Annotated in this window: 11 protein-coding genes and 1 tRNA gene; all 12 read left to right on the plus strand. The window is 53.0% G+C overall.

The genetic code is table 11. The features are described from left to right. Positions 1 to 79: 79 nt before the first annotated feature. The 12 genes from rpmG to rpsG all read left to right on the plus strand — a co-directional run bounded on the left by rpmG (position 80) and on the right by rpsG (position 13,375). Positions 80 to 229, plus strand: a complete 150-nt coding sequence (gene rpmG, locus ACYQ11_RS21180) for a 50S ribosomal protein L33 (RefSeq protein WP_459925830.1) — start codon at positions 80 to 82, stop codon at positions 227 to 229. Between the two features lie 23 nt (positions 230 to 252). Next, positions 253 to 329 (plus strand) — tRNA-Trp (locus ACYQ11_RS21185). Between the two features lie 53 nt (positions 330 to 382). Next, positions 383 to 769, plus strand: coding sequence for a preprotein translocase subunit SecE (secE, locus tag ACYQ11_RS21190; RefSeq protein WP_459925831.1), 387 nt, complete (start codon positions 383 to 385; stop codon positions 767 to 769). Positions 770 to 784: 15 nt separating this feature from the next. Further along, positions 785 to 1,315, plus strand: a complete 531-nt coding sequence (gene nusG / locus ACYQ11_RS21195; RefSeq protein WP_459925832.1) for a transcription termination/antitermination protein NusG — start codon at positions 785 to 787, stop codon at positions 1,313 to 1,315. Positions 1,316 to 1,341: 26 nt separating this feature from the next. Then, a complete protein-coding gene (gene rplK, locus ACYQ11_RS21200) occupies positions 1,342 to 1,764 on the plus strand; it encodes a 50S ribosomal protein L11 (protein WP_459925833.1) in 423 nt (140 codons plus the stop codon). Between the two features lie 24 nt (positions 1,765 to 1,788). Next, positions 1,789 to 2,493: a 50S ribosomal protein L1 gene (gene rplA, locus ACYQ11_RS21205; protein WP_459925834.1), complete on the plus strand. Its 705-nt coding sequence runs from the start codon at positions 1,789 to 1,791 to the stop codon at positions 2,491 to 2,493. 198 nt (positions 2,494 to 2,691) lie between these two features. After that, on the plus strand, positions 2,692 to 3,213 hold the full coding sequence (gene rplJ / locus ACYQ11_RS21210) for a 50S ribosomal protein L10 (protein WP_459925835.1): 522 nt from the start codon (positions 2,692 to 2,694) through the stop codon (positions 3,211 to 3,213). Positions 3,214 to 3,276: 63 nt separating this feature from the next. Then, positions 3,277 to 3,663, plus strand: a complete 387-nt coding sequence (rplL, locus tag ACYQ11_RS21215; RefSeq protein ID WP_459925836.1) for a 50S ribosomal protein L7/L12 — start codon at positions 3,277 to 3,279, stop codon at positions 3,661 to 3,663. Positions 3,664 to 3,778: 115 nt separating this feature from the next. Beyond that, positions 3,779 to 7,873, plus strand: a complete 4,095-nt coding sequence (rpoB, locus tag ACYQ11_RS21220) for a DNA-directed RNA polymerase subunit beta (protein ID WP_459925837.1) — start codon at positions 3,779 to 3,781, stop codon at positions 7,871 to 7,873. Positions 7,874 to 7,883: 10 nt separating this feature from the next. Beyond that, positions 7,884 to 12,317 (plus strand): DNA-directed RNA polymerase subunit beta', encoded by a 4,434-nt coding sequence (gene rpoC, locus ACYQ11_RS21225; RefSeq protein ID WP_459925838.1) that lies wholly within the window; start codon positions 7,884 to 7,886, stop codon positions 12,315 to 12,317. A gap of 167 nt (positions 12,318 to 12,484) precedes the next feature. Next, complete coding sequence (rpsL, locus tag ACYQ11_RS21230) at positions 12,485 to 12,856, plus strand: 30S ribosomal protein S12 (protein WP_459925839.1); 372 nt, start codon at positions 12,485 to 12,487, stop codon at positions 12,854 to 12,856. A 48-nt stretch (positions 12,857 to 12,904) separates the two neighbouring features. Then, positions 12,905 to 13,375 (plus strand): 30S ribosomal protein S7, encoded by a 471-nt coding sequence (gene rpsG, locus ACYQ11_RS21235; RefSeq protein WP_459925840.1) that lies wholly within the window; start codon positions 12,905 to 12,907, stop codon positions 13,373 to 13,375. Positions 13,376 to 13,503: the final 128 nt, after the last annotated feature.

Consider the following 13,503-nt stretch of genomic DNA (forward strand, 5'->3'; position numbering starts at 1 on the left):
CGCCATCCGTGAAGGCGGCCGGACGGTTGGTGCGGGCGTTGTGGCCGGTATCATTCAATAGCCATTAAGGAGAAAGTCTGTGAGAGTGATCATTAATCTTTCTTGCTCTGAATGCAAACGAAAGAATTATACAACGACTAAAAACAAACGAACCACACCGGACAAACTCGAGTTCAAGAAGTACTGCCGGTTTTGTGGAACCCACACGGTCCACAAGGAAACGAAATAAGGCATCGTTTGTTTCATGATTCAAGGCCAGTAGCTCCAATTGGTAGAGCGTCGGTCTCCAAAACCGAATGTTGGGGGTTCGAGCCCCTCCTGGCCTGCCATTTTACTATGACGTTTGATTAACCAACGCGCAGGATAGTTAGTTAGGAGCATCATGGGGCGTATACTCAAGAAGAAACCGGATAGCCGGAAATCACGGCTGAAGAACAAGCCGACGCAGAACGGTTCGATTGAACCGGGTGCCGAGGGTGCTTCCGTCAACGTCGATGTTCCGAAAACGGAGGCTGTCAAACGGCCCGCGCCTCAACCGAAATCTGCGGGGCCAAAGAAAACCGTGACGCCCAAAGAGCCGGGATTCATTGAAAAGAGTCAGAGCTTTTTACGCGAGGTGAAAGCCGAGCTGAAAAAGGTCGTCTGGCCGGCAAAAAATCAGACCGTTGCATCGACGGTTGTCGTCATTGTTTTGGTGATCATCGTTTCATCATTCCTTGGGTTGTTCGATCTTGGCTTGAAGGGTTTGATCCGAATGGTTCTTCACTAATCAGGAGATTTTATTTTGGCTCTGAAATGGTATGTTGTCCACGTCTATTCGGGATTTGAAAACAAGGTGAAGTCCGCCTTAGAGGAACGAATAGAAGCGTTTCCGCATCCGGAAAAATTCGGTGGCATCGTTGTCCCGACAGAGCAGGTGGTCGAGCTTGTCAAGGGAAAGAAAAAGGAATCGTCACGCAAATTCTATCCCGGATACATTCTGATCCGGATGGATCTCGACGACCATACCTGGCACCTGGTGAATGACACGGCCAAAGTGACGGGATTTCTTGGGGGTCGCAACAAGCCGACACCCATCAGTGACAGCGAAGCCGAACGGATTCTCTCGAGAATGGAAGAGGGCAAGGAAAAACCGCAGCCCAAATTTTTCTTTGAAACGGGCGATGAAATCCGGGTGGTGGACGGTCCGTTCTCGAATTTCAACGGAACGGTTGAGGAAGTGAATCCCGAAAAGGGTAAAATAAAAGTGCTGGTGAGTATTTTTGGTCGTGCTACGCCAGTTGAGTTGGACTTTGTCCAGGTTACGAAGTTATAGACTATATTCAGGAGTAGATAAGAACCATGGCAAAAAAAGTTATTGCCCAAATTAAACTTCAGGTAGAGGCTGGAAAGGCAAATCCCTCACCGCCGATCGGACCTGCTCTTGGTCAGCATGGTGTTAATATAATGGATTTCTGCAAGACGTTCAATGCCCGTACCGCCAATGATCCCGGAACGATTATTCCGGTCGTTATCACGGTGTTTGCGGACCGATCGTTCTCGTTTATCACCAAGACACCTCCCGCTTCGTTCCTTATCAAAAAAGCGGCCAAAATTGCCAAAGGTTCCAGTGATCCCCTTCGTAACAAGGTCGCCAAGCTGAAACAAGAACAGATTGAAGAGATTGCCCGACTCAAAATGGAAGATCTCAATGCAAACGATCTTGAAGCCGCTTGCAAAATCATCGCCGGTACCGCAAGAAGCATGGGAATTGAAGTCGCCTAACATTCAAAGGAGCACGTTGGTAAAATGCCTAAACGAGGTAAAAAATATTTAGAAGCCGTAAAGGATCTGGACCGCCAGAAACGTTATGACATCACAGAGGCGGTGGGCCTGACCCTCGAACGGTCCTTCGCAAAATTTGATGAAACGGTCGATGTGGCTGTCAGACTCGGTGTCGATCCCAGGCATGCGGACCAGATGGTTCGCGGGTCCGTCATTCTTCCCAATGGCCTCGGTAAAGAAGTGAAGGTGCTTGTTTTCGCCAAAGGCGAAAAGGAAAAGGAAGCCCTTGACGCAGGGGCGGATTTCGCCGGAGGGGATGACATTCTCGAGAAAATCAAAGGCGGCTGGTTCGGTTTCGACAAAACCATTGCTACGCCGGATATGATGGGAACCGTCGGCAAGATCGGTAAGCTCCTCGGACCTCGCGGTCTGATGCCCAACGCCAAAACCGGAACCGTCACCTTTGACATCGCCAAGGCCGTCAATGAACTCAAAGCCGGTAAAATCGACTTCCGTGTCGACAAAAACGGCATTGTTCACGCGCCCCTGGGCAAGGTGTCCTTCGGCAAGGAAAAAATCATCGAAAACATGGCCGCTCTCCTGGATATCCTGATGAAGCTGAAGCCGTCCGCCAGCAAAGGGACCTATGTGAAGGGCGTGACGGTGTCCTCCACCATGGGTATCGGCGTGAAAATCGATCCCGCGGCCGTCAAGGAAATCACGAAGTAATGATGGATAAACGCCGGCATGACGGGGCTTGAACCGGACCGCCGGATCGTTTTAGACATATGTGCTAAAGGTCAAAGACAGTAGGTGCACATGCAGTATCTGTGTTTAATCGGCGTTGCCGGCCTACCGAGACATCGCGTTTTGGTATCGTTGGCCTCCGAGAATGCAAATTTCTTAGTAAAGGAGGTGTAATCAGTTTTGGATATTAATCAAAAAAAAGAGATTGTCACCGCGCTCCATGAAGACTTTAAACGGTCCAAGATCGTCATTGCGACGGACTATAAGGGTCTGAATGTTGCTGCCGTGACACGGCTTCGCTCTGAACTGACCAAAGAAAGCATTGACTTCCGTGTCATCAAGAACACGCTGCTGCGGCGCGCGTCCGAGAATACCGATGTGGCTGCTTTGCAGGACATGTTCAAAGGGCCCAGCGCCATTGCAATCAGCTACGACGATCCTGTTTCTCCGGCGAAAATTCTCACTAAATTTTCTGAAGAAAACAACAAGTTCCAGATCAAAGGGGCCGTCATGGACGGCAAGGCCATTGACGTCAACGGGATCAAAGCCCTGTCGTCTCTGCCCTCGCGGGAAGTTCTGCTCAGTCAGGTTCTTTCTGCAATGAATGCGGTTCCCACGGGTATTGTCCAGGTTCTTGCAGCTGTACCGCGCGGTCTTTTGAATGCTCTTCAGGCAATCAAAGAACAAAAAGAAGCGGCTTGATAAGCACGGGTTTATACATTTTGAATCATACGAAAGCGTAAAGATAGATTATCGGAGGATAGAATGGCTGATATTACAAAACAGGATGTTATTGATTTTATTGCAAATATGACAGTTCTCGAACTTTCCGAACTGATCAAGGAACTCGAAGACAAATTCGGCGTTTCCGCTGCTGCTCCCGTGGCCATGATGGCTGCCGGTCCTGCCGCTGACGCCGGTGCCGCCGCCGCAGAAGAGCAGACCGAATTCGACGTGATTCTCGTCACCGCCGGTGACAAGAAAATCAACGTAATCAAGGAAGTCCGCGCTATTACCGGTCTTGGCCTGAAAGAAGCCAAGGCTCTGGTTGACGAAGCTCCCAAACCCGTAAAAGAGGGCGTCTCTAAAGACGAAGCACAGAAAATCAAGGAACAGCTTGAAGAAGCCGGTGCTCAGATCGAACTGAAATAGACCAGATAACGTCATTATTATTGTCTATGATACGGATAAAAGGTGAGGGTTTTACCCTCATCTTTTTTCCGTTTGTCCTATTTCTGCAGTTCCATCAAACCAATACGGAGATGATATGACAGTAAACCCTCTGGTTACCAAGCGTCTAAGGAAAAATTTCGGCGGGAAGCACAAAATAGCGGATATCCCGGATCTGATCGGTATGCAACGGGATTCGTACAACCGCTTTCTGCAGATGAATGTTCCTCCTGAAAAGCGCGAAGATATAGGACTCCAGTCTGTTTTCAGGTCTGTTTTCCCGATCAAGGATTTTACGGGCACGGCATCTCTCGAATACGTATCCTATTCGTTTGGAGAAGTGAAGCATTCGGTCGAAGAGTGCATCCAGCGCGGCATGACCTATGAAATTTCCATTCGTATCCGGGTTCGTCTGGTTGTATTCGATATCGACAAGGAAGCCGGCACATCCAATATTCGGGACATCAAAGAGCAGGAAATCTATTTCGGGACCATTCCCTTGATGACCGCCCGGGGCACCTTTATCATCAACGGAACGGAGCGTGTCGTTGTCAGCCAGCTGCACCGGTCGTCCGGCGTTTTTTTCGACCATGACAAGGGTAAAACCCATTCCAGCGGCAAAATTATCTATTCGGCCCGCGTCATCCCCGTTCGCGGCTCATGGATCGATATGGAAATCGATCCCAAGGATATCGTTTATATCCGCATCGACCGACGCAGAAAATTTCCTGTGACGGTTCTGTTCAAGGCCTTCGGCTACAGCAGCGAGGACCTTCTCAACTATTTTTACAAAAAAGAAAAAATTTACATTCGCAACGATGAGTTTTTCAAGGAATTCAATGAAGAGTTCCTCAAGGGACAGCGCGCCAGTTTCGATATCGTCGACAAGACGAACGGCGAAGTTGTCGTCAAGAAAGGAAGGCTGTTTACAAAGCGCGCCATCAAACAGTTGAAGGTCGCCGAAACCACCGAACTCCCCATAAGTGCCGAAGATGTCGCGGAAAAGGGGCTGGCCGTTACGCTTTCGATTCCGCAAACAGGTGAAATCATAGCCAAAGCCGGTGACCTTGTCGACGAAGACGTGATCAGCCGGATCAAGGACGCCGGGATTCAGGAATTTGAAGTTCTTTATCAGGACGCGGTCTTTTCGACCGATTCCATCCGGAAAACCCTGATCGCCGACAAGATCGAAACCAAAGACGAAGCACTTATTGAAATATACCGCCGCATGCGTCCGGGCAACCCGGCGACCCCCGAGGTCGCCCAGGAATTTATCGATCACCTGTTTTTCAGGGACTCCTTCTACGATCTGTCCGGTGTGGGGCGTTTGAAAATGAACCACCGGCTGGGTATCGACACCCCCATGGAAATCCGGATTCTTAGAAAGGAGGATATCCTCCTGACGGCCAAGATTCTTATCGAACTGCGCGATACCCAGGGTACGGTCGACGATATCGATCATCTGGGCAACCGACGTGTCCGGGCCGTGGGTGAACTGCTTGAAAATCAGTATCGCATCGGTCTTGTCCGTATGGAACGGGCCATCAAGGAGCGGATGAGCATGCAGGAAGTGGATGCCCTGATGCCCCATGATCTGGTCAATCCCAAGCCCGTTTCCGCCGTGGTCAAGGAATTTTTCGGAACAAGCCAGCTGTCCCAGTTTATGGACCAGACCAATCCCTTGTCGGAAACCACCCACAAACGCCGTCTGAGCGCCCTCGGACCCGGCGGTCTGACCCGTGAACGGGCCGGCTTTGAAGTGCGCGACGTTCATCCGTCCCATTATGGCCGGATTTGTCCCATTGAGACGCCGGAAGGTCCCAACATCGGTCTCATCGTATCGCTGTGTACTTACGCCCGCGTCAACGAATACGGGTTCATCGAGACGCCCTACCGCGTGGTGCGCGATTCGTCGGTGACCGATGAAATCAAGATGCTCAGCGCCTTCGAGGAAAAGGACCACCCCATTGCCCAGGCCAACGCGCCCCTGGACGACAACAACAGGTACGTGAATCCGCTGGTGACGTCCCGGGTCGAGGGTGAATTTCAGATGGTTCCCAACGAAGAAATCCGGCTGATGGACATCTCGCCCAATCAGCTGGTCAGTGTCTCGGCGTCCCTGATTCCCTTTCTGGAAAACGACGACGCCAACCGAGCCCTGATGGGTTCCAACATGATGCGCCAGGCCGTTCCTTTGATTACCAGCAGCGCACCGCTGGTCGGTACCGGCATCGAAGGCGTCGTGGCCCGGGACTCCGGTGTCGCCATCGTGGCCCAGCGCAACGGGATCATTGAGCATGTGGATGCCGCACGGATTGTTCTCAAACACGATATAGACGACGAGGTTCCCGGTCCGCCGGTGACGATCTACAATCTGTCCAAATTCAAACGGTCCAACCAGAACACCTGCTTTAACCACCGGCCCATCGTCAAGAAAGGACAGGCCGTGAAAGCCGGTGAGGTTATCGCCGACGGTCCGGCCACGGAAAAAGGTGAGCTGGCCCTGGGTAAAAACGTCACCGTGGCCTTTATGCCCTGGGGCGGTTACAACTTTGAAGATTCCATTCTCGTCAGTGAAACCCTGGTCCGGGACAACGTCTACACCTCGGTACACATCGAAGAGTTCGAGCTGATTGCCCGGGACACCAAGCTGGGCAAGGAAGAGGTGACGCGGGACATTCCCAATGTGGGCGACGAAGCCCTCAAGGATTTGGATGACAGCGGAATCATCCGGCTGGGCGCCGAAGTGAAACCCGGTGACATTCTGGTCGGAAAAATCACGCCCAAGGGGGAGACCCAGCTGTCTCCCGAGGAAAAACTCCTGAGGGCCATTTTCGGAGAGAAAGCCGGCGATGTCAAGGATACCTCGCTGCGTGTTCCGCCCGGCGTGTCCGGAATTGTGGTCGATGCCAAGGTGTTTTCGCGCCGCGGCGTGGGCAAGGACGATCGGACCCGTCAGATCGAGGATGAGGAAATCCTTCTCCTTGAAACGAACCGCGATGACGATATCCGCATCAGCGAGGAATGTGCCCGGGAGAAGATTTTGGATCTTGTGATCGGCGGGCAGTGCGAATCACCGCTGCGCAAGGGCAAGGATCTTTTGATCGATGCCGATTGCGACATCACACAGGACATGGTCGAGGACATTCCTCTGCTGCAGTTCGAAGGCATCGTCCTCAAGGATGCCGCCCGCACGGCCCGCGTCCATGAAATTCTGGACCGGTTCCGGGAGCATGTGGATGCGGCACGCAAGGCCTTCGATGATCAGGTGGTCCGGTTTGAAAAGGGTGATGACCTTGCTCCGGGCGTGATCAAGATGATCAAGGTGTATGTGGCCATGAAGCGCATGCTGTCCGTGGGCGACAAAATGGCCGGTCGACACGGGAACAAAGGTGTTGTTTCCCGTATTCTTCCCCAGGAGGATCTGCCCTATTTTGAGGACGGAACCACGGTGGATATGATTCTCAATCCCCTGGGTGTTCCGTCTCGTATGAACGTGGGCCAGATTCTCGAAATCCACCTCGGCCGGGCGGCCAAGGGTCTGGGCAATCAGCTGAACGCCCTGATCGAAGAGAAAAAAAAGGAAGCGATCAAGGAAAAACTGAAACGGATATTCTCATCGGCGTCTGAACAAACGTTCATCGACGGTCTGAATGATGATGAAACATACGAGTTCGCGGGCCATTACAAACACGGCGTGCACATGGCCACCCCCGTCTTCGACGGAGCCAAGGAAGAAACCATCAAGGACCTTCTGACCGAGGCCGGCGTGAGCCCGTCGGGTCAGGCCCAGTTGTTCGATGGTCGGACCGGGGAGCCCTTTGACGGCAAAGTCACGGTCGGCACCATGTACATGCTCAAACTTCACCATCTGGTTGACGACAAAATCCACGCCCGTTCGATCGGACCCTACTCGCTGGTCACCCAGCAGCCTCTGGGCGGCAAGGCCCAGTTCGGCGGACAGCGTCTCGGTGAAATGGAAGTCTGGGCCATGGAAGCCTATGGATCGGCCTATGCCCTGCAGGAGTTCATCACGGTGAAGTCCGACGACATGGCCGGCCGGACCCGTATGTACGAAAAAATCGTCAAGGGCCAGACGGCCCTTGAACCGGGCTTGCCCGAATCATTCAGGGTGTTGACAAAAGAGCTTCAGAGTCTCGGTCTGGATATCAACCTCATTGAAGGGAACTAAGGAGGGGAACGTGGAAACATTATACGATTTTTTCGCAAAACCGATCGACCCCAAGCTTTATTCAGGGGTCCAGATTTCACTGGCCTCTCCTGAGCAGATACGACAATGGTCTCATGGTGAAATAAAAAAACCCGAGACGATCAACTACCGGACCTTCAAGCCCGAACGCGAAGGGTTGTTCTGTGCCAAGATCTTCGGGCCGACCAAGGATTATGAGTGTAATTGCGGTAAATACAAACGCATGAAACACCGTGGTGTTGTGTGTGAAAAGTGCGGGGTCGAAGTCATTCAGTCCAAGGTGCGTCGTGAGCGCCTGGGGCACATCGAACTGGCCACGCCGGTTTCCCACATCTGGTTTTTGAAAAGCCTGCCCAGCAAGATCGGTAATTTGCTGGATATTACCCTCAAAAACATGGAACGGGTTCTGTATTTTGACAGCTACATCGTTCTTGATCCGAAAGACACGGGCCTGACCAGGTGCCAGATGCTGACCGAAGATCAGTATCAGGACGCCATGGATCTTTACGGCGCCAACAACTTTACGGTGGGTATCGGGGCCGAGGCCGTGAAAACCCTCCTCAAAGAACTGGACATCAAGACCATCTACACCGAACTGCGTGATGAAGTCCGTTCCGTGACGTCGGTGGCCAAGCGTCAGAAGCTCAGCAAGCGCATGAGGATCATCGACGCCTTCATGAATTCGGGCATCGATCCCTCCTGGATGATCATGGATGTCATCCCCGTGCTTCCCCCGGATTTGCGTCCGCTGGTCCCGCTGGAAGGCGGACGTTTCGCCACGTCCGATTTGAACGATCTGTACCGCCGGGTTATCAACCGGAACAACCGGCTCAAGCGCCTGGTCGAGCTCAAGGCGCCGGACATCATTGTCCGTAACGAAAAACGCATGCTTCAGGAATCCGTGGATGTTCTGTTTGACAACGGCCGCCACGGCCGCGTGGTCACCGGAACGAACAAACGGCCGCTGAAGTCCCTCAGCGATACCCTCAAAGGAAAGCAGGGCCGGTTCCGGCAGAACCTCCTTGGAAAACGCGTGGATTATTCCGGACGTACCGTTATCGTCGTGGGCCCGGATCTTCGTCTTCATCAGTGCGGTCTGCCCAAAAAAATGGCGCTGGAACTGTTCAAACCCTATATTTACCACCGTCTGGAAAAATCCGGGTTTGTGTCGACCGTGAAAAGCGCCAAAAAAATGGTCGAGAAAGAAGTGCCGGAAGTCTGGGACACCCTCGACGAAGTGGTCAAGGAATATCCGGTGATGCTCAACCGTGCTCCCACCCTGCACCGATTGGGTATCCAGGCCTTCGAACCGGTTCTGGTCGAAGGCAAGGCCCTTCAGCTTCATCCTCTGGTGTGTACGGCGTTCAACGCCGACTTCGACGGTGACCAGATGGCGGTTCACGTGCCGTTGTCCATTGAATCCCAGATCGAAGCACGGGTTCTGATGCTGGCATCGAACAACACCCTGTCGCCGGCCAATGGCCAGCCGATCATCGTGCCGACCCAGGACATCGTTCTCGGCCTGTACTACATGACACGGCAGGTTGCGGGGGCCAAAGGCGAGGGCAGTGTGTTCGCAAGCCTCGAAGAGGTCCGGATCGCCTATGATGACGGCGTGGTATCCCTTCACTCGGCCATCAAGGTCCGTCTGAACGGAAGCCTGGTTGAAACCACCGTGGGCCGGGTGATTCTCTGGGAAATCATCCCCAGTGATCCGGTTTACTCTTTCCGGCATATTCTGTTGAGAGACGCCGACACGGCCGCCACGGTTTACGGGAAACTGAACGACGGAGCCGATTTTGCCGCGATGATCGTCGAGCATTCAACCAGTCTCGACAAGGATCGGGGCGGGCTTCTCGGTTTCCTTAACAAAGAGGAATTCGACGGTGCGTTTAAAATCGCCGAACCCGATCTTGATGCCCTGTTCAGCCTGGACAAGGACGATTACAGCGAAGTGATCGAGATGGACGGCCGCTACTATATCTTCCAGGTGACCCGAATCCGTCCGGGGGTTCCCTTTGCCATGGTCAACAAGGTGCTCGACAAGGGCGCCTGTCGTGCGCTGATCGATTACGCGTACCGGAATATCGGCCCCAAAGCCACGGTCATCCTGTCCGACAAGCTGAAGAACATGGGGTACCGTTACTCCACGGAGGGTGGTCTGTCCATTTGTATCGACGATATGATCATTCCCGAAACGAAGTGGGATATCATCAAGGATTCCGAAGACAAAGTGACCGAGATCGCCCGGCAGTATTCGGAAGGTCTGATCACCCAGGGTGAAAAATACAACAAAGTGGTCGACATTTGGGCCAAAGCCACCGACGATATCGCCAATGAGATGATGAAGTCCATGAACAGGCCGTCGATGCGGATGAAACGCAATGAGCCGTCCGAGGACCTTCGACTGGCCGAAAAAACCGAAGACACCATCAACTCCATTTTTATGATGGCCGATTCCGGGGCTCGAGGCAGCAAGGATCAGATGCGTCAGCTGGCGGGTATGCGCGGTCTGATGGCCAAACCCTCGGGTGAGATTATCGAGACGCCCATCCAGGCCAACTTCCGTGAAGGCCTTTCGGTGCTTCAGTACTTTATCTCGACCCACGGTGCCCGAAAGGGTCTGGCCGACACGGCGTTGAAAACCGCCAACTCGGGGTATCTGACCCGAAGGCTGGCCGATGTCGCCCAGGATTGTGCCGTGGTTGAATACGATTGCGGTACGCTGATGGGTATCGAAGTCGAAGCCCTGATGGAAGGCGGTGAAGTTATTCAGCGTCTGGGTGAACGTATTCTGGGCCGAGTGACCTTAGAAGACGTGTACGACCCGTTTACCGATGAGATTCTTGTACCGCACGGCGTTGAAATCGATGAGAATATCCTCGAAATCATCGAAAACGCCGGGATCACGTCCATCAAGATTCGTTCCGTTTTGACCTGCAAGGCCACCACGGGCGTATGTGCGAAATGTTACGGCCGGGATCTGTCCCACGGGCAGACCGTTGAAATGGGTCAGGCCGTGGGGATTCTGGCGGCCCAGTCCATCGGTGAACCCGGAACCCAGTTGACCATGCGTACCTTTCACATCGGCGGTACGGCCAGTCGTAAGGTTGAAGTCGCCGAAATCAAAGCCCGGGTCGACGGCAAGATCAAGTATCTTGAAGGCCTCAACGTCGTCCAGACGGCTTCGGGTGATCGCATCATCATGAGCCGGCGCGGCGGTGAGTTCGCCATTGTCGGTGAAGCCGGTCGTGAACGTGAAAAGAACTCGGTTATCTACGGTGCCCGCATTCACGTCGCCGACGGCCAGATGGTCAAGGCCGGTGACGTGCTGGCCACATGGGACCCCTTCACGGTGCCCATCATTACCGAGGTCGACGGCCGGGTCAAGTTCGGCGATATCGAAGCGGGAAAGACCATGCAGGAAAAACTCGATCCGGTGACCGGGAAATCGAGCCGGACGATCATCGAAAGTCGTCTGGGGGATGTCAGGCCCCGGATTTCCATCAAGGATGCGAACAACAAAACGGCCGTTCTCGGTTCCGGGCTAGCCCGATACCCGCTTCCGGTCGATGCGGTTCTGCTTGTGGAAGAGTTCGACGAAGTGAAGGCCGGGGACATTTTGGCCAAACTCCCCCGGGCCACCACCAAAACCAAGGACATCACCGGCGGTCTTCCCCGTGTCGCCGAGCTGTTTGAAGTGAGAAAGCCCAAGGAAACGGCCGTTCTGTCCGAGATCGACGGGTTTGTGTCCATTTCCAAGGGGACCAAAGGCAAGCAGAAAGTCACCGTCTCCCCGGTGGACGTCGGTGAAAAGAAAGAGTATCAGATTCCCAAGGGACGTCATGTGAACGTATACGAAGGGGACTACGTGCGTGCCGGTGAGAAACTGACCAGCGGCAGTGAGAATCCCCAGGATATTCTCAGCATCAAGGGCGAGGTTGCCCTGGCCAGCTATCTTGTGGACGAAGTGCAGCAGGTATACCGACTTCAGGGTGTTCGCATCAATGACAAGCATATTGAGGTCATCGTCAGACAGATGATGAAGCGCGTCAAGATTATCGATGCGGGCGATACCGATTTTATTGCTGAAGAACAGGTTGACAGACAGCGCTTTGCTGATGTAAACAGGGAAGTTGTCGAAAAAGGGGGCGAACCGGCCACGGGCGAACCCCTGGTTCTCGGAATCACCAAAGCGTCTCTTTCCACGGACAGCTTTATCTCGGCTGCATCCTTTCAGGAAACAACCAAGGTTCTCACCGAGGCGGGTATTCGGGGTAAAGTCGATACCCTCTCCGGACTCAAGGAGAACGTGATCATGGGCAGGCTAATTCCTGCCGGTTCGGGCGTGCGCATGTACCGTGACATCGAGATTGAAAGTGAAATCGAAGTGTCCCGGGAGGAAAATGTGACGATCGATCTATAGACGATCAGCACGACAGGGGGGTGGGCTGAAGAGCCGTTTTACCCCCTGCCGTGAAAGAAAAAAAGGGCCATAACAAAGTCCTTGACAACCAATAAGACTGTGTGTATTATACCGTATTTTGCGTTTACGGGAGAATTATTTGTAAATTATAAAGGAACTTAACTGTCATGCCGACAATCAATCAACTGGTGCGTAACGGACGCAAGAGAACAAAAAAGAAGACCAATACACCGGCACTTATGGGCGGGCCCCAGAAGCGGGGCGTCTGCACACGTGTTTATACATCCACGCCCAAAAAACCGAACTCGGCTCTCCGTAAAGTAGCGAGGGTAAGGTTGACGACAGGTGTTGAAGTTACCGCATATATCCCGGGTATGGGGCATAATCTTCAGGAGCACTCCGTTGTTCTCGTTCGTGGCGGCCGTGTAAAGGACTTACCCGGTGTTCGCTATCACATCGTTCGTGGTACCCTTGATACCCTGGGTGTTGAAGATAGAAGGCAGGGCCGCTCCAAATACGGAACGCGTCGACCCAAGTAGACAGATTCAGCCGATTATAATGTAAACTTAAGAAGGTGAGCTAGAAAAATGCCAAGAAGAAGGGAAGTGCCGCAACGGAAGATCATGCCGGATTCTCGATACAACAGTGAACTTGTTTCTCGGTTTATCGCCTGTATCATGACTCAAGGCAAGAAAAGCACAGCGGAAAAAATCTTTTACGGAGCCTTTGATATCGTTGAAAGCAAGACCGGTGAAAATCCATTGGAAGTGTTCGAAAAAGCCATGGATAATGTCAAGCCCGCGATCGAGGTTAAATCCCGCCGTGTGGGCGGGTCGACTTATCAGGTCCCGACGGAAATAAGACACTCCCGGAGGCGCGCGCTGGCGATCCGGTGGTTGATCGAATACGCAAAAAAACGCTCTGAAAAAAGTATGGCCCGAAAACTGGCGGGAGAACTTCTCGATGCGGCCAACAACCGAGGGTCATCGGTCAAGAAACGTGAAGACACCCATAAAATGGCTGATGCGAACAAGGCGTTTGCTCATTACAGATGGTAGCCGAGCGCCGGCCCCTCTATGTCGTCAGCAGGTGACGGTTAACGCAATTTAATTTTGAAACTGATTTTCCGGTATATATTTGGTTCCCGGAGGAGGAGATCATGGCAAAGGAAAAATTTGAGAGGACA

The sequence above is a fragment of the Desulfatiferula olefinivorans genome (genome assembly GCF_054657895.1).